Raw genomic sequence first — 15,939 nt, 5'->3', positions numbered from 1 at the left:
GTGAACCGATGACCGAAGTACTCCTCCTGGTGCTCGCCCTGCTGCTGACGCTCGCCTGCGCCGTGTTCGTCGCCGCGGAGTTCTCCCTCACCACGGTCGAGCGCGCCGAGCTGGAGCGGGCGGCCGACGCCGGCGAGCTGGGGGCCGAGGGCGCGCTCAAGGCCGTCCGGAGCCTCACCTTCCAGCTCTCCGGGGCCCAGCTCGGCATCACCGTCACCGGCCTGATCATCGGCATGATCTCCAAGCCGTCGATCTCGGCGCTGCTCACGGGCCCGGCCGAGGCGCTCGGCCTGCCCCCGTCGGCAGCATCCTCGACCGCCCTGATCCTGGGCACCGTGATCTCCACGGTGGTGCTGATGGTCATCGGCGAGCTCGTCCCCAAGAACTGGGCGATCTCCCGGCCGCTGCCGGTCGCGAAGAAGGTGGCGGGCCCGCAGCGCGCGTTCAGCGCGGCCTTCCGCCCGCTGATCCGGCACCTGAACAACAGCGCCAACCACGTCGTACGCCGGATGGGCCTGGAGCCGGCCGAGGAGCTGGCCACCGCGCGCGGCCCGCAGGAGCTCGCGGCGCTGGCCCGGCACTCCGCCAAGGAGGGCGCTCTGGAGGCGGACACCGCCGAGCTGTTCGTCCGCACCCTCAACCTCGCCGACCTCACGGCCGAGAACGTCATGACCCCCCGCGTCCAGGTCACGGCGCTCGACGCCCGGGCCACGGCCGAGGACGTCGCGAACGCCACCCGGGCCACCGGGCTGTCCCGCTTCCCCGTCTACCGGGGCAGCCTCGACATGGTCGTAGGCATCGCCCACATCAAGGACGTACTGGCCATACCCGCCGAGCAGCGCCACCACCGGCCCGTCACCGGCCTGCTGCGGCAACCGCTGCTGGTACCGGAGTCCCTGACCGTGGACCGGCTGCTGGACCGGCTCTCCGCCAAACGCAGTATGGCCGTGGTCATCGACGAGTACGGCGGTACGGCCGGCGTGGTCACCCTGGAGGACATCATCGAGGAGGTCATCGGCGAGGTCCGCGACGAGCACGACCCGCACGAGCTGCCCGACCTGGCTCCGGCCGGCGAGGACGCCTCGGGCCGCACGCTGTACGACGCGGACGGGGCCACCCGCACCGACCAGCTGGAGCACATCGGGCTGCGGGCGCCGGACGGCCCGTACGAGACCGTGGCCGGCCTCGTCGCCACCGCGCTCGGCCGCATCCCGGCCGAGGGCGACACGGTGGAGGTCGCCGGCTGGCGCATCAAGGTGACCGACGCGTCCGGGCGGCGTGCGGCGCGGGTGCTGCTGACGGCTCCCCTGCCACCCGGCGCCGGTGCCGCCGCTCCCGGGGGAGCGGACCGATGACCTTCGTCCAACTCCTGATCGGGCTGGCGACGCTGGTCGCCAACGCCTTCTTCGTGGGCGCGGAGTTCGGCATGATCTCCGTACGCCGCAGCCAGATCGAGCCGTACGCCGAGCGCGGCGACCGGCGGGCCCGCAGCGTGCTGTGGGGGCTGCGGCACATCTCGGCGCTGATGGCGGCCGCGCAGCTCGGCATCACGCTGTGCACGCTGGTGCTGGGTGTGGTCGCCGAGCCGGCCATCGCCGATCTTCTGGAGCCGCTCTTCCACGCGGTGGGGCTGCCGCAGGAGCCGATCCACCCGGTGTCGTTCGTGATCGCGCTGGCCGTGGCGACGTATCTGCACATGCTCTTCGGCGAGATGGTGCCGAAGAACATCGCGCTCGCCGAGCCGGTGCGCACCGCGCTGCTGCTCGGCCCGCCGCTGGTGACGCTGGCGCGTGCCCTGCGCCCGTTCGTGTTCGCGATCAACCGGCTGGCGAACGCGGTGCTCAAGCTGCTGCGCGTCGAGCCGAAGGACGAGGTGGCGACCGTCTTCTCGGACGACCAGCTCGCCCGCATGGTCGCCGACTCCAGCGAGGCCGGGCTGCTGGACCAGCGGGCCACCAAGCGGCTGCGGGACGCCCTGGGCCTGGGCAAGCGCCCGGTGGAGGACGTCGTGCTGCCCATCGAGCGCGTGGTCTCCGCCCGTTTCGGGGTGACCCCCGAGGAGCTGGAGCGGCTTGCCGCCTCGTCCGGCTTCTCCCGCTTCCCCGTGGTCGACGACGCCGGCCGCATCCTGGGCTACCTGCACGTGAAGGACGCCCTGGACGCCAAGCCGCGCGACATGCCCTTCCCGCTGCGCCGGATGCGGCCGATCGCCCGGGTGCGGGCGGACACGCCGCTGGACGACGTGATCCCGGCGATGAGCGGCACCGGCGCCCACCTCGCGGCGGTCATCGGCGAGGACAACCGGCTGGCCGGCCTCGTCACCCTCGAGGACGTACTGCGCCAGCTGGTCGCCCCGCGGCAGTGAGAACGGCTCCGGCGCCGCCCTGCTTCCCCGGGGCCGGGCGCCGGAGCCGCCTCGCGCGGCGGTAGGATCACGGCGCCATGCCGATGAATGTCACGTACACGCACACCAGCTTCGTCGCCCTCGGCGACTCCTTCACCGAGGGCATGTCCGACGCCCTGCCGGACGGCTCGTACCGCGGCTGGGCCGACCTGCTCGCCGCCCGCCTGGCGGCCCGCACCCCCGGCTTCCGGTACGCGAACCTCGCGGTGCGCGGCAAGCTGATCGGCCAGATCGCCGACGAGCAGGCGGCCGCGGCCGCCGCCATGGGCGCGGACCTGGTGACCCTGGTGGGCGGGCTCAACGACGTGCTGCGCCCGCAGTGCGACGTGGACCTCGTCTGCGCGCGCCTCGCGGAGGCCGCCGACCGGCTGGCGCCCAGCTGCCGGCAGCTGGTGCTGATGCGCAGCCCCGGCCGCCGGGGACCGGTCATGGAGCGATTCCGGCCGCGCATGGAGCAGCTCTTCGGCTTCATCGACACCCTGGCCGAGCGGCACGGAGCCCTGGTCGTCGACCTCTTCTCCGCCGAGGTGCTGGGCGACTCCCGGCTGTGGGCCGAGGACCGCCTCCATCTGAACGCCGAGGGCCACCGCCGCGTCGCCGAGGCCGTCTGGCAGGCGCTCGGCCATGAGGCGGAGTCCGACTGGCGTGAGCCCCTGCCGCCGCTCGTCCGTCCGGGCTGGGCCGCCCGGCGCACCTCCGACCTGCGCTTCGCCCGCGAGCACCTGGCCCCCTGGATCGGCCGCCGCCTGACGGGCCGATCCTCGGGGGACGGCCGGACAGGCGCCCACTTCAGCGCTGAGCTGGGGGAAGCGTTCTGGGTGAGCCCCGCGGACGGCGACGAGGCCGGTTGCGTGACCGGGTGGCGGCGGTCGGGCCGCTAGGCCGTTCGGTGTGCCGTCACCTCCCGCTTCCGGCGGTGCGCAAGCCGCAGTTCACGCCTGGCCGGGCTTCCGCATGACCTCGGCCAGTCGCGCGTAGCTGTCGCCGCCGTGTCCGGCCGCGATCGCCCTTCCTGCCAGCTCCCGCAACAGCTCCGGCAGGTCGCAGGCCACCCCTCGGAGTTCGCTCGCGTGGACGAGGAGGTCCAGCGTCGAGCGGTGACGGTGCAGGGTGAGCTCGTCACCCGGGTACTGCCCGGAGTCGATCTGTTGGGCATAGGTCTCCATCAGCCGGCCGACGGTCTCCAGCCAGCGGCCGGCCACCCGCGTGTAGGCCGTCGCCGTCTCGTTCCCCCCGGGACCGTCGGAGCCGACGAGCACCGCACCGTGCAGCCAGCCGGCCAGCGTGGACCACATCAGGCCCAGCAGCGCGGTGTCGTACACGGAGGCAAGAGCGGTGTCGGTGCCCAGGTTGACCGGCTCGCCCAGCGCGGCGAGTGTCCGGCGATGGTCGTCGAAGACGGACCGCGAGCCGCTGCAGAGCACCAGGGAGTGCCGGTTGCCGATGCCGGGCGGAGCCGGCATGAGTACGCCGTCGAGGTAGCGGGCGCCGTGCTGCCGCGCCCGGTCCGCCGCCGCACGGGCGTCCAGCGGCGACCCGGGGGTGAGGTTGACGACGCTACGGCCGTCGAGCCCGCCGGCGGCCACGGACTCCAGTGCCTCGCGGACGGCCTCGTACGTCGCCATGCAGATCACCACCAGTGGGCTCGCCGTCACGGCCTCCGTGGCCGAGCCCGCCCGCACGGCGCCGCCACTCCCGGCCGGGGCCTGAGACGTGCCCTTCGTACGGTCCCAGACGGTGGTCCGGTGGCCGGCTGCCAGAAGCGCTCCGGCCAGCGCCGTACCCACGGATCCCAGGCCGAGAACAGTCACCTTCGCATTCATGATTCCCCCGTCTTGCATACCCGTACGAAAAACTCAGCAACTCCCCCTGAACGGCCAGCGATCTGCAGACCATTGTCCATGACCGGCCACGGTGGGGCATGACCCGCCTGGGCCGGTATCCCTCGCCGGATGATCCCGCCGACCGGAAACACGGAATCCGACGGCATGGGCCTGCCCATCAAAGAACGTATATGCCACTGCGGGCCCGTCTGCCGGTGTGCGTATCTTTCCGGGTACGCCTATCGGTCTTGCCAGGTGAACGGGCACCGAGCGCGTCCGTGCCGCGTGTGGCAGCAATTGTCTGTGTGCATTTCTGCGATGCCCGTGGTGTTCTGCGGGCGGGAAGTCTCCGACCGCCGCGGCCCGTCGCACGACATGACGCACAACGGCCTCCTGTCAAGAGGGACTTGCGAGCAGAGGACGCACGTCCTCGTCCGTCCCGGCAGGGGTGCGAGCCTGGATCCGCGGCGGATTCAGAGACGAACGAAAGCAGGTCCGACATTGCCGGAGTCCATCAGCTCCCGCACCGGAACGGATACCGGGACGGCGGCACAGGGTTGCCCGCTGCTCTCTCCCGAGTCGGTGGCGGCCACCTTCCTCTCGCACGGCTCGGCCGATCTGCATCCGGTGCTGAAGAGCCTCCGGGACGAGGCGCCGGTGTTCTACAGCGAAGATCTGCGCATGTGGATCGTGTCCCGGTATGACGACGTGTCGTGGATCCTCAAGAATTCCGAGCTCTTTCCCGCTTCCACGCGGTCCATCATCATGTCCAGCTATCCCCCGGAGGTCCGTGACCTGCTCCGCAGCACCAACACGTTCACCGCGCCCAATATGGGATTCGACGGGCCGCCGGCGCACGACCGCTTACGCAAGCCCGTCGTGCCGTACTTCTCCGCCAAGGGCGTCAGGCGTCTGGAGTCCAGGATCAACGAGATCGCCGGCCTACGGGCCGGAGAGATCCCTTCCGAACCCCCGGTCGACCTCGTCGAGGCATACGCCCGACCGCTGGCGAACACCGTCGTCATCGAGCTGGCCGGGTTCCCCCTCGGCGACTACGACCGCATCGTGCGCTATCACCACGCCGTCAACGAATTCTTCTTCGGCCGGCCTCCCGCACATCTGCAACTCGAGTACGCGAAGGACATTCGGGAATGGGAGGAGTACCTGGCCCACATCATCGGCATGCGCCGACGTCTGCCCCAGGACGATCTGATCAGCCTTCTCACGCAGAAGGTGGCCCGGGGAGAGGCCGACTACACCGAGGGCGAGCTGATCAGCCTCATCAGCTTCGACATCGTCACCGCGGGCTTCCGGCCGACCAGCTTCGCCCTGATCAATCTGTGCAAGGAGCTGCTGCAGGATCCTGATCGCCTGCGGACACTGCGGGAGGAGCCCGACCGCTTCGACGGTCTCTTCAACGAGACGCTCCGGCGCTCCGGACCGGCCCTGGGGGTGTTCCGGATGACGGCGGCCGAGGTGGAGGTGGGCGGCGTCCTGATCCCGGCCGGCTCGGTCCTGTGGGTCATGACGGCGTCGGCGAACCGTGACGAGAGGCATTTCCCGGAGCCCGACTCCTTCGACCCGCACCGTCCGCACCTGGCCGGGAGCCTGCACTTCTCCCAGGGACTGCACTACTGCCTCGGGGCCAACCTCGCCCGCACGGTGACCCGGGCCGGCATCACCGCGCTGCTGCGCCACCGACCCGGCCTGCGCCTGGTCCCCGACCAGGCCCAGGTGTACGAGCCGAGCATCAATGTCGTGGCGCCGGCAAGGCTGCTGGCCGAATGGTGACCCCGGACCCGCCGTCCTGAGCCGCGGGAGGCTCGGCGCCGACGAGGACCGCTCTCGACCCGGCACAGCTCCCCCGACGCCAAGGGCCACGCTGCCCGGCCCCCGGTCCACCGCCCCGGCGGCAGGGCCGGAACCGCGGCCCGCGCTGCCCGGTTGTTACTCTGCTGCGGTGGTCCTGCCGACGCTCGCCGAGATACGTGAACTGCACACGAAGTACGCGCCGTCACAGCAGGCTCTCGACCTCGTGTACACACACTGCGAAATCGTCTGCCACATCGCGGAACACCTCATGACTCGCTCCGCCCACCGGTTCGACACGGACCTCGTGCGCGCAGGCGCGCTGCTCCACGACATCGGCGTCTACCAGCTCTACGACCACGCCGGCCGGCTCGATCACGGCGACTACATCCGCCACGGCGTGCTCGGTCACGAGATCCTCCGCCGGGAAGGCCTCCCGGAGCGCCTTCGCCGCTTCTGCTCGTGTCACACCGGAGTCGGCCTCACCCGGCACGACATCCACAGACAGGGGCTGCCGCTTCCCCCGGCCGACTACCTTGCCGAGAGCGCCGAAGAACAACTGGTGATGTACGCGGACAAGTTTCACACCAAGACCACACCCCCGGCATTCCTCTCCGCCGACCGCTACGCCGCGCACGTGCGGAGATTCGGCAAGGAAAAGGCCGACGCGTTCCACGCCCTGCGAGCCCGCTTCGGCGAACCCGACCTCGCGTCACTCACCGCGCGGTACGGCCACACCCCGGCATGAACCGCGCCGCCCCCGCACAGCAAAGCGCCGCAGGGCCGGACGGGCGGGGCACAGCCCAGAGTGCCGGGCGGGACACCCCCAAGTGGTACAAAAGGGGTGAAATACGCCATTCGGCGAGAGGATGGCGCGCGCCGCCGCCCCCTCCCCCGCCGGTGTTGTAGCAAGCCACAAACCGGGGCGGAGCGCTGGCCTGCGCGAACCGCCAGTAGACTTCCGTCACGTGACTGCAAAGCCCCGCATCCCCAATGTCCTGGCCGGCCGCTACGCCTCGGCGGAGCTCGCCGTGCTGTGGTCCCCCGAATACAAGGTGACGCTGGAGCGGCGGCTGTGGCTCGCCGTGCTCCGTGCGCAGAAGGACCTGGGGATCGAGGTGCCCGACGCCGCCCTCGCCGACTACGAGCGGGTCCTGGACCAGGTCGACCTGGCCTCGATCGCCGAGCGCGAGAAGGTCACCCGGCACGACGTGAAGGCCCGCATCGAGGAGTTCAACGCCCTCGCCGGCCACGAGCACGTCCACAAGGGCATGACCTCGCGCGACCTCACGGAGAACGTCGAGCAGCTGCAGATCCGGCTCTCCCTGGAACTGGTGCGCGACCGCGTCGTCGCCGTCCTGGCCCGGCTGGGCAAGCTGGCGGCCGACCACGCCGAGCTGGTCGTGGCGGGCCGCTCGCACAATGTCGCCGCCCAGGCCACCACTCTCGGCAAGCGCTTCGCGACCACCGCGGACGAGCTGCTCGTCGCCTTCGGGCGGACCGAGGAGCTGCTCGGCCGCTACCCGCTGCGCGGCATCAAGGGGCCCGTCGGCACCGCGCAGGACATGCTGGACCTCCTCGGCGGCGACGCCGCGAAGCTGGAGGAGCTGGAGCAGCGCATCGCCGCTCACCTCGGCTTCGCGCACGCCTTCACCTCGGTCGGCCAGGTCTACCCGCGCTCCCTCGACTACGACGTCGTCACCGCGCTGGTGCAGCTGGCAGCCGCGCCCTCCTCGCTCGCCAAGACGATCCGTCTGATGGCCGGCCACGAGCTGGTGACCGAGGGATTCAAGCCGGGCCAGGTCGGCTCGTCGGCGATGCCGCACAAGATGAACACCCGCTCCTGCGAGCGCGTCAACGGCCTCATGGTCATCCTGCGCGGCTACGCCTCCATGACGGGCGAGCTGGCGGGCGACCAGTGGAACGAGGGCGACGTCTCCTGCTCGGTGGTGCGCCGCGTCGCCCTGCCGGACGCGTTCTTCGCGCTCGACGGCCTGCTGGAGACGTTCCTGACGGTGCTCGACGAGTTCGGCGCCTTCCCGGCCGTCGTCGCCCGTGAGCTGGACCGCTACCTCCCCTTCCTCGCCACCACCAAGGTGCTGATGGGCGCGGTGCGGGCCGGGGTCGGCCGCGAGGTCGCACACGAGGTCATCAAGGAGCACGCGGTGGCCTCGGCGCTGGCCATGCGCGAGCAGGGCGCCGAGCGCAACGAACTGCTGGACAAGCTCGCCGCCGACGAGCGCATCCCGCTGGACCGCGCCGCCCTCGACGCGCTGATGGCCGACAAGCTGTCGTTCACCGGTGCGGCGAGCCGGCAGGTGGCCTCGGTGGTCTCCCGCATCGATGAGATCGCCAAGCAGCACCCCGAGGCGGCCGCGTACGCGCCGGGGGCGATCCTCTAGCGTGTCGTTGCCGTCATGAGGGCCGAGGAGCTGGAGGCCGCCCGCGACCGTCTCGTTCCGGACGTGGTCGCGGACGGCCTCCGGGTGCTCTTCTGCGGCATCAACCCGGGCCTGATGTCGGCCGCCACCGGCCACCACTTCGCCCGCCCGGGCAACCGCTTCTGGCCGGTGCTGCACGCCTCGGGCTTCACGCCGCGCCGGCTGCGGCCCGCCGAGGAACGGGAGCTGCTCGACTACGGGCTGGGCATCACCAACGTCGTCGCACGGGCCTCCGCGCGCGCCGACGAGCTGAGCGAGGTGGAGTTCCGCGAGGGCGGCCGCATTCTCGTCGAGAAGGTGGAGCTGCTGCGGCCCCGCTGGCTGGCGGTCGTCGGCATCACCGCCTACCGCGTCGCCTTCGGCGACAAGCACGCGAAGATCGGCCCCCAGGAACGGACCATCGGCACCACCCGCGTCTGGGCCCTGCCCAACCCCAGCGGGCTCAACGCCCATTGGCCGCTGCCGAAGATGGCGGAGGAGTTCGCGCGCCTGCGCGCCGCCGCCGACGCGACCGGCTGATCACGCGTCCCGGGGCCTCCCCCGCGTGGGGGAGGCCGACGGCCGGCGCTCGCCGCTCCGTCGCGCACCGGATACGATCCGTGCGGGCAAAGGGCGCGCAAAGCGAGGAGGCGGCACGTTGGGGCGGCTCACCGGCGGGGATCCGTCTTTGCTGCGGCGGATCAATTCGGCCGTGGTGCTGCACGCCCTGCGCGCCGCCCAGTCGCCCACGCTCACCGATCTGGTCAAGGTCACGGGTCTGTCCCGGCCGACCGTGGAGGGCGTGGTCGAGGGGCTGATCGGCTCCGGCCTGGTGGTGGAGGCGGCCGTCGACGAGAACGCGACACGCCGTCAGGGACGCCCGGCGCGGCGCTTCCGGTTCCGCGTGGAGGCCGGACATCTGCTGGGCATCGAGATCGGGCCGCACCGCATCGCCGCGCTGCTGGCGGATCTCGGCGGGCGGGTGATGGGCTCGGCGCATGTGGAGGTCTCCGCCACGGCCGCGGCGGACGAGCGCCTGGAACAGGTGCGGGTGGCCGTCACCGATCTGCTGGAGCGCGCGGGTGTGCCGCGCAGTTCGCTGCGGGCGGTGGGAGTGGCGACCCCCGGCATCGTGGAGGCGGACGGGACGGTACGGCTGGGGACCGCGCTGCCGGAGTGGACCGGGCTGCCGCTCGGGGAGCGGTTGCGGCGCTCGTTCCGGTGCCCGGTGCTCGTGGAGAACGATGCCAACGCCGCCGCCGTCGCCGAGCACTGGAAGGGCGCGGCGACCGCCTCCGACGACGTGGTGTTCGTGCTGGCGGGGCTGAGCCCGGGGGCCGGTTCGCTGATCGGCGGGCGGCTGCACCGGGGTTTCGGGGGCGCGGCCGGCGAGATCGGGGCACTGCATCTGCTGGGGCGGGAGGCCACGCCGGAGGAGGTGTTGTCCACCACCGGGGAGCCGCTGCATCCGCTCGACGAGGCACAGGTGGCCCGGGTGTTCACGCTGGCGGAGCAGGGCGACGAGCGGGCCCGGGCGGCCGTGGACCGGTACCTGCGCCGCCTGGTGCACGATGTGGCGGCACTGGTGCTGGCGCTCGACCCGGAGCTGGTCGTCGTGGGCGGCTGGGCGGCCGGGCTGAACGGGGTTCTGGAGCCGCTGCGCACCGAGCTGGCCCGCTATTGTCTGCGCCCGCCGCAGGTGGCGCAGTCGCTGCTCGGTGAGGCCGCGGTGGCGACGGGCGCGCTGCGGCTGGCTCTCGACCACGTGGAGAAACAGCTCTTCGCGGTCGAGAGCACGGTCACGGCGCGCCGCTGAGCGGCGGTCAGCCCGCCAGGAGCTGTACGGCGGCGGCGTCCCCGAAGGTGAGCCGGCAGGTGTCGGCGCGGTAGGTGGCGACGGCGACGGCCGCGGTGCGCCCCCCGGAGACGTAGCGGGTGGTGACGACGAGCACGGGCGCCCCGGGCAGCCGGTCGAGCTGCTTGGCGTCGTCGGCGCGGGCCGAGCCGAGCTCCACGGCCTGGTCCTGGCCCTCCAGTTGCAGGCGCTGCAGCTCACGCAGCACGGCGCGGGCGCGGGCCGCCCCGGTGGGTGCGTCGATGGCGGCGAGGCCGGGGACGCTGTTCGCGGGGACGTACAGCAGTTCGGCGGCGACGGGCTGGCCGCGCGTCTTGCGGCTGCGGCGCACGATGTGGACGGCCTGGCCGGGGGCGGCGTCCAGGAGTCGGGCGACCGGCGCGGGCGGTACGTCCTCGGTGCTGTCGACGGGCTGCCAGCTGTCGGCCGGTGTGCCGGGCCAGGTCTGTGCGGCGTCGCTGACGGCCACGCCCATGCGGGGCGGGGCGACGGTGGTGCCGACCCCCCGGCGGCGCTGGAGGCGGCCTTCCAGCTCCAGCTGTTCGAGCGCCTGACGGAGCGTGGCCCGGGCGACGCCGAAGCGGGCCGCGAGTTCGCGCTCGTTCGGCAGGATCTCGCCCACGGCGAACTCGGAGTCGAGTGCGTCGCTGAGGACGGTCTTCAGGTGCCAGTACTTCGGTTCCGGCACCGATTCCAGCTGCGTGGTCCCCACCCTGATCCTCCGCATTGGCTTTTCGCGCGCTTCTTTATTAAAGGTTGTTGCAGTATGCCTGCGACCATAGGACGGCGTGCGTACTTGGTCAAGACCAATGACATGCGCAGCGGCCGTTGTCAGAGGGCTGGGGTACCGTCGGGAATCATCGAACAGCGCGGCGGGGGAAGAGCGATGGAGCAGGTCCCGGACCAGGTCACGGTGGTCACCGGCGGTGGCAGGGGCATCGGCGCGGCGGTGGCGCTGCGGCTGGCCCGTGCCGGGCACAGCGTCGGTATCGGCTACGAGTGGGCGCGCGAGGCCGCGGAGAAGACCGCCGAGGCGGTGCGCGCGGAAGGCGTCGGCTGCGTGGCGGTTCAGGTCGACACCAGCGACGAGATACAGGTCGACGCCTTCTTCGACGCGGTGCGGGAGCGGCTGGGCCCGGTCACCGGTCTGGTCAACAACGCCGGGATCACCGGCCTGTTGGGCCGGCTCACCGAGACGCCGGTGGAGCGGCTGCGCCGGGTGGTCGACGTCAATGTGACGGGCGCGCTGATCTGTGCCCGCCGGGCGGCGCTGGAGATGTCCACGCGCCATGGTGGCCGCGGCGGCGCGATCGTGAACATGTCGTCGGGCGCCGCGACGCTGGGCAGCCCCGGCGAGTATGTGCACTACGCGGCGAGCAAGGCCGCCGTGGACGCGCTCACGGTGGGGCTGGCAAAGGAGCTCGCCGCCGAGGGCGTCCGGGTCAATTCGGTGCAGCCAGGGATGATCGTGACCGGTATTCACGCGGCGATGGGCGATCCGGAGCGTCCCTGGCGCAAGGCCGACAGGATCCCCATGGGCCGCCCCGGCGAGCCGGAGGAGGTCGCGGGGGCGGTGGCCTGGCTGCTGTCGCCGGAGGCGTCGTACACCACCGGCGCGGTGCTGCGCGTGGCCGGCGGGCTGTAGCCGGGCGCGCGGCACGGCTCGGCTAAGGCAGCAGGCCCGTCAGCTTGTCGGGGTTGCGGATGACGTAGATCTCGGCGATCCGGCCGTCGGCGATCTGCAGGCTGAAGACGCTGTCGAGCCGTCCCCGGGAGAGCAGCAGCACCGCCGGGGCACCGTTGACCTCCATGAAGCGGACCTCCGGTTCGGGGAAAGCGGTGCCGGCGATGGCCAGGAGGAAGCGTGCGACCTTGTCGGCGCTCTCGATGGCGCGCAGCGCGGCCTTCACCTTGCCGCCGCCGTCGCTGACGAGCCGGACGTCGGGGGCGAGCAGGGCGAGCATGTCCTCGAGGCTGCCGCCGGTGGCGGCGGCGAGGAAGCGCTCGGTGAGGGCGCGTCGGCGGGCCGGGTCCACGTCGAAGCGCGGCTTGCGCTCCTCCACGTGGCGGCGGGCCCGGCCGGCGAGCTGGCGCACGGCCGCTTCCGAGCGGTCGAGGGCCTCGGCGATGTCCTGGTAGGGGAAGCCGAACGCCTCACGCAGGACGAAGACGGCACGTTCCAGTGGCGAGAGCGCTTCGAGGACGACGAGCATGGCGAGGGAGACGGAGTCGGCGAGCACGGCGCGCTCGGCCGTGTCGGGGACGGTGGCGCCGAAGTCGGTGGCTACGGGTTCCGGCAGCCACGGCCCCACGTAGGCCTCGCGCCGTGTCTGTGCCTGGCGCAGCCGGTCGATGGCCAGCCGGGTGGTGACGCGCACGAGGTAGCCGCGCGCGTCCCGCACGGCCTCGCGGTCCGCGCCGGACCAGCGCAGCCACGCCTCCTGGACGACGTCCTCGGCGTCGGCGAAGCGTCCCAGCATGCGGTAGGCCACACCGGTCAGCGTGGTGCGGTGTTCCTCGAAGACGTCGAGCGCGGCGTCGGATGCGGTCACACCGGCCATCCCACCCGAACCGGCCGGGAATTGTCCACGTGAACCGCCTCTCACCGGTTCTCGCCGTACCGGCACCGGTCCGAGGTCTACCCAGCGGTAACCGCTGCTGACATCCTGTCTCAGTACGTCGCCCCACGGATGACGAGGAGCCGCGCCATGGCCGAGACGATCTCCTTCCCCGCCGAGACCCCCTCCGGGCAGCGCACCGTCGAGGTGGTGTACGAGCGGCTCGGCGGCGGCGATCCCCTGGTCCTGCTGCACGGCATCGGCCACCATCTCCAGGTCTGGGACCCGGTCGTCGGCATCCTCGCCGCCGAGCGCGACGTCATCTGTGTGGACCTGCCCGGCTTCGGCCTCTCCCCCGCACTGCCCGAGGGCGTCACCTACGACCTGCGGGGCGTCATCCCGGTGCTGCGCGCCCTCTTCGACGCGCTGGGCCTGGAGCGGCCGCACGTAGCCGGCAACTCCCTCGGCGGTCTGATCGCCCTGCAGCTCGGGCGCGAGAAGCTCGTACGGACCGTCACCGCGCTCTCCCCCGGCGGGTTCTGGACCGAGGCCGAGCGGCGCTACGCCTTCGGCGTGCTGCTCGCCATGCGGCACGGCGCGCTGCGGCTGCCGGAGCACACGGTGAGCCGGCTGGCCCGTACGAGCGTGGGCCGGGCGGCGCTGGTCAGCCCCATATACGCCCGGCCCGGCCGCCGTTCGCCCGACGCCGTGGTCGCCGAGACGCGTGCGATGCGCGAGGCGACCGGCTTCGAAGCCACGCTCGCCGCCGGGCGCACGGGCCTGTTCACGCAGGACGTGCCGGACGTGCCGGTCACCATCGCGTGGGGCAGCAGCGACCGGGTGCTCCTGCCCCGCCAGGGGCTCCGGGCCAAACAGGCGATCCCCGCAGCCCGGCTCGTACGGCTGCCCGGCTGCGGTCACGTTCCCATGAACGACGACCCGGCGCTCGTCGCCCGTGTCATCCTCGACGCCACCCGCTGATTCACGGAAGGCGACGTTCCTGGGCCGGGAATGCCCGCCGTTCACGGTGCGTGGCCCCGCCGCGCGCACGGCGCCGGCAGTAACGGGAGCGTCGGCCGGGCCAGTAGGGGCGCGGCCCGGCTGGAGCGTGCAGGCAGGAAACGTCACCACGTCCTCGCGGCGGCGCGGTGGACTTCGAGGCGGTCGCGCGGGGCGACCCCCGGGGGTACCCCTCGGCCGTGAGCTGCAGGTCGCCGAGCTGCTGCGGCACATCAAGCACCGCCGGATCCCCGGCACGGTGTGGCTGACGGCCGATGTGCACGACACCTCCGCGCAGCACCACCCCCTCTCGCGGGCCGCGCTCAAGGACTTCGCGCCGTTCCGGGAATTCGTGACGGGCCCGCTGCACGCCGGTGGTTTCCCGGCCGTGAAGCTGGACGGCACCTTCGGCCCGGAGCAGCCCTTCGCCAAGGCGCCCGCCACGGCGAACGTGCCGCCCGGGCAGGACAGCCAGTTCTTCGGCGAGGTCGCCGAAGACGCGGGCGGCGGCGAGCCGACCGTGCGGCTGCACCACGAGAAGGGCGCGGTGCTGTTCACCAAGGTGCTTCGACCGGGGCGCGTCGGACAGTGACGCCCCCGTGGCGCGGTGGGAAGGTGGTGGGCACCGGGGGCCGGCGCGAGAGAGGTGCGGTGCTGTGGCCGAACAGGTGGACGTCGTCGTCATCGGCATGGGCCCGGGCGGCGAGCACGTGGCCGGGCGGCTGGCCGAGTCGGGCATGGCCGTGGTGGGCGTCGAGGCGGAGCTGGTGGGCGGCGAGTGCCCGTACTGGGGGTGCGTGCCCAGCAAGATGATGATCCGCTCCGGGAACCTGCTGGCGGAGGCGCGGCGGGTGCCCGGCATGGCCGGCACCGCCCGGGTCGCCGCCGACTGGGCGCCGGTGGCAGCCCGGATCCGGGACGAGGCCACCGACGACTGGAACGACCGGGTCGCCGCCGACCGCTTCACCGGCAAGGGCGGCAGGCTGGTGCGCGGGCACGGCAGGCTGGCCGGGCCGGGGCGCGTCGAGGTGAACGGCGAGGTGTTCCAGGCGCGGCGCGGCGTCGTGATCGCCACGGGCACCCGGCCGCAGATTCCGCCGGTGCCCGGTCTCGACGCGGTTCCGTACTGGACCAACCGGGACGCCATCGCGGCGAAGGAGCCGCCGGGCTCGCTGCTGGTGCTCGGCGGTGGCGCCATCGGGCTGGAACTCGCCCAGGTCTACGCCCGTTTCGGCACCCGGGTCACGGTGGTGGAGGCCCTCGACGGGCTGATTCCGGTCGAGGAGCCGGAGGCCGGCGGGCTGCTGGCCGAGGTGTTGTGCCGCGAGGGGCTGACCGTGCGCACGGGTGCGCGGGCGGCACAGGTGCGGCACGGCGGTGAGGTGTTCACGCTGGTGCTGGAGGACGGCTCGGAACTGACGGGCGACCGGCTGCTGGTGGCCACGGGCCGCCGGGCGGACCTGTCCGGCCTGGGCCTGGACACCGTGGGGCTGGACCCGGCGGCGCGGGCGCTGCGGACCGACGGGCAGATGCTGGCGGCGCCGGCGCTGTGGGGCGTGGGCGATGTGACCGGGCACGGGGCGTTCACGCATGTGGCGATGTACGAGGCCGACATCGTGATCCGGGCCCTGCTCGGCGAGCCCGGCCCCGATGCCGACTACCGCGCCCTGCCGCGCGTGACCTTCACCGACCCCGAGGTCGGAGCGGTGGGACTGACCGAGAAGCAGGCGCGCGAGAAGGGGCTGCGGGTGCGGACGGGCCTGGCCCGGGTGCCGTCCTCGGCCCGCGGCTGGATCCACAAGGCGGGCAACGAGGGGCTGGTCAAGCTCGTCGAGGACGCCGACCGGGGCGTACTGGTCGGCGCCACCACGGCGGGACCGGCGGGCGGCGAGGTCATGTACGGTCTGGCGGTGGCGGTGCAGGCCACGGTGCCGGTCGAGGCGCTGCGCCACATGATCTACGCCTACCCGACCTTCCACCGCGGCGTGGAGGACGCGCTGCGGGAGCTGCGGTCCTAAAAAGGGACCGGCCGCGAGCGCCACGGCCGCCTGAATCGCCCGGACCCGGGCAG

Annotated in this window: 15 protein-coding genes; 12 read left to right on the top strand and 3 right to left on the bottom strand. The window is 72.6% G+C overall.

Features of this window, described 5'->3' with window-relative positions; all coding sequences use genetic code 11:
* Positions 1-8 precede the first annotated feature (8 nt).
* The 3 genes from AB0F13_RS13030 to AB0F13_RS13020 all read left to right on the top strand — a co-directional run bounded on the left by AB0F13_RS13030 (position 9) and on the right by AB0F13_RS13020 (position 3,285).
* Positions 9-1,355 (top strand): hemolysin family protein, encoded by a 1,347-nt coding sequence (locus AB0F13_RS13030; protein ID WP_362079750.1) that lies wholly within the window; start codon positions 9-11, stop codon positions 1,353-1,355.
* Positions 1,352-2,365: a hemolysin family protein gene (locus tag AB0F13_RS13025; RefSeq protein WP_362079747.1), complete on the top strand. Its 1,014-nt coding sequence runs from the start codon at positions 1,352-1,354 to the stop codon at positions 2,363-2,365. Before AB0F13_RS13030 ends, AB0F13_RS13025 begins: the two co-directional genes overlap by 4 nt.
* 77 nt (positions 2,366-2,442) lie before the next feature.
* On the top strand, positions 2,443-3,285 hold the full coding sequence (locus tag AB0F13_RS13020) for an SGNH/GDSL hydrolase family protein (protein WP_362079745.1): 843 nt from the start codon (positions 2,443-2,445) through the stop codon (positions 3,283-3,285).
* A gap of 51 nt (positions 3,286-3,336) precedes the next feature.
* On the opposite strand, the gene AB0F13_RS13015 is transcribed toward AB0F13_RS13020, so the two are convergent.
* The gene (locus AB0F13_RS13015; protein ID WP_362079742.1) at positions 3,337-4,227 is read right to left on the bottom strand and encodes an NAD(P)-binding domain-containing protein; all 891 of its coding nucleotides are present in this window, start codon (positions 4,225-4,227) and stop codon (positions 3,337-3,339) included.
* Between the two features lie 501 nt (positions 4,228-4,728).
* On the opposite strand from AB0F13_RS13015, the gene AB0F13_RS13010 reads away from it, so the two are divergent.
* The 5 genes from AB0F13_RS13010 (at position 4,729) to AB0F13_RS12990 (ending at position 10,272) form a co-directional block, all read left to right on the top strand.
* Positions 4,729-6,018, top strand: a complete 1,290-nt coding sequence (locus AB0F13_RS13010) for a cytochrome P450 (protein WP_362079739.1) — start codon at positions 4,729-4,731, stop codon at positions 6,016-6,018.
* A 169-nt stretch (positions 6,019-6,187) separates the two neighbouring features.
* On the top strand, positions 6,188-6,784 hold the full coding sequence (locus tag AB0F13_RS13005) for an HDIG domain-containing metalloprotein (RefSeq protein ID WP_362079736.1): 597 nt from the start codon (positions 6,188-6,190) through the stop codon (positions 6,782-6,784).
* 220 nt (positions 6,785-7,004) lie between these two features.
* Positions 7,005-8,438: an adenylosuccinate lyase gene (purB, locus tag AB0F13_RS13000; protein WP_362079733.1), complete on the top strand. Its 1,434-nt coding sequence runs from the start codon at positions 7,005-7,007 to the stop codon at positions 8,436-8,438.
* Positions 8,439-8,453: 15 nt separating this feature from the next.
* Positions 8,454-8,996, top strand: coding sequence for a G/U mismatch-specific DNA glycosylase (mug, locus tag AB0F13_RS12995; RefSeq protein ID WP_362079730.1), 543 nt, complete (start codon positions 8,454-8,456; stop codon positions 8,994-8,996).
* Between the two features lie 118 nt (positions 8,997-9,114).
* Positions 9,115-10,272 carry an ROK family protein gene (locus tag AB0F13_RS12990; RefSeq protein ID WP_362079727.1) on the top strand — a complete coding sequence of 386 codons (1,158 nt, stop codon included), beginning with the start codon at positions 9,115-9,117 and terminating at the stop codon, positions 10,270-10,272.
* Positions 10,273-10,279: 7 nt separating this feature from the next.
* Here AB0F13_RS12990 and AB0F13_RS12985 read toward each other — a convergent pair whose 3' ends face one another.
* Positions 10,280-11,023 carry a GntR family transcriptional regulator gene (locus tag AB0F13_RS12985; protein ID WP_362079724.1) on the bottom strand — a complete coding sequence of 248 codons (744 nt, stop codon included), beginning with the start codon at positions 11,021-11,023 and terminating at the stop codon, positions 10,280-10,282.
* A 174-nt stretch (positions 11,024-11,197) separates the two neighbouring features.
* Here AB0F13_RS12985 and AB0F13_RS12980 point away from each other — a divergent pair, with 174 nt between their 5' ends.
* On the top strand, positions 11,198-11,956 hold the full coding sequence (locus AB0F13_RS12980) for an SDR family oxidoreductase (protein ID WP_362079721.1): 759 nt from the start codon (positions 11,198-11,200) through the stop codon (positions 11,954-11,956).
* A 22-nt stretch (positions 11,957-11,978) separates the two neighbouring features.
* On the opposite strand, the gene AB0F13_RS12975 is transcribed toward AB0F13_RS12980, so the two are convergent.
* The gene (locus tag AB0F13_RS12975; protein ID WP_362079718.1) at positions 11,979-12,872 is read right to left on the bottom strand and encodes an RNA polymerase sigma-70 factor; all 894 of its coding nucleotides are present in this window, start codon (positions 12,870-12,872) and stop codon (positions 11,979-11,981) included.
* 147 nt (positions 12,873-13,019) lie between these two features.
* Here AB0F13_RS12975 and AB0F13_RS12970 point away from each other — a divergent pair, with 147 nt between their 5' ends.
* From AB0F13_RS12970 to AB0F13_RS12960, 3 genes are all read left to right on the top strand, one after another.
* The gene (locus tag AB0F13_RS12970) at positions 13,020-13,850 is read left to right on the top strand and encodes an alpha/beta hydrolase (RefSeq protein ID WP_362079715.1); all 831 of its coding nucleotides are present in this window, start codon (positions 13,020-13,022) and stop codon (positions 13,848-13,850) included.
* A 127-nt stretch (positions 13,851-13,977) separates the two neighbouring features.
* The gene (locus AB0F13_RS12965) at positions 13,978-14,460 is read left to right on the top strand and encodes an alkaline phosphatase D family protein (RefSeq protein ID WP_362079712.1); all 483 of its coding nucleotides are present in this window, start codon (positions 13,978-13,980) and stop codon (positions 14,458-14,460) included.
* Between the two features lie 64 nt (positions 14,461-14,524).
* Positions 14,525-15,886: an NAD(P)/FAD-dependent oxidoreductase gene (locus AB0F13_RS12960; RefSeq protein WP_362079710.1), complete on the top strand. Its 1,362-nt coding sequence runs from the start codon at positions 14,525-14,527 to the stop codon at positions 15,884-15,886.
* The last annotated feature ends 53 nt before the right edge of the window (positions 15,887-15,939 follow it).

Source organism: Streptomyces sp. NPDC026206 (assembly GCF_040638465.1).
Lineage (GTDB): Bacteria > Actinomycetota > Actinomycetes > Streptomycetales > Streptomycetaceae > Streptomyces.
This window is presented reverse-complemented; position numbering and strand designations above follow the sequence as displayed.

Excerpts from the sequence above, each read along its gene's own strand:
- AB0F13_RS13030 (WP_362079750.1), top strand. The coding sequence starts at position 9 with ATGACCGAAGTACTCCTCCTGGTGCTCGCCCTGCTGCTGACGCTCGCC.
- AB0F13_RS13025 (WP_362079747.1), top strand. The coding sequence starts at position 1,352 with ATGACCTTCGTCCAACTCCTGATCGGGCTGGCGACGCTGGTCGCCAAC.
- AB0F13_RS13020 (WP_362079745.1), top strand. The coding sequence starts at position 2,443 with ATGCCGATGAATGTCACGTACACGCACACCAGCTTCGTCGCCCTCGGC.
- AB0F13_RS13015 (WP_362079742.1), bottom strand. The coding sequence starts at position 4,227 with ATGAATGCGAAGGTGACTGTTCTCGGCCTGGGATCCGTGGGTACGGCG.
- mug (WP_362079730.1), top strand. The coding sequence starts at position 8,454 with ATGAGGGCCGAGGAGCTGGAGGCCGCCCGCGACCGTCTCGTTCCGGAC.
- AB0F13_RS12980 (WP_362079721.1), top strand. The coding sequence starts at position 11,198 with ATGGAGCAGGTCCCGGACCAGGTCACGGTGGTCACCGGCGGTGGCAGG.
- AB0F13_RS12975 (WP_362079718.1), bottom strand. The coding sequence starts at position 12,872 with ATGGCCGGTGTGACCGCATCCGACGCCGCGCTCGACGTCTTCGAGGAA.
- AB0F13_RS12970 (WP_362079715.1), top strand. The coding sequence starts at position 13,020 with ATGGCCGAGACGATCTCCTTCCCCGCCGAGACCCCCTCCGGGCAGCGC.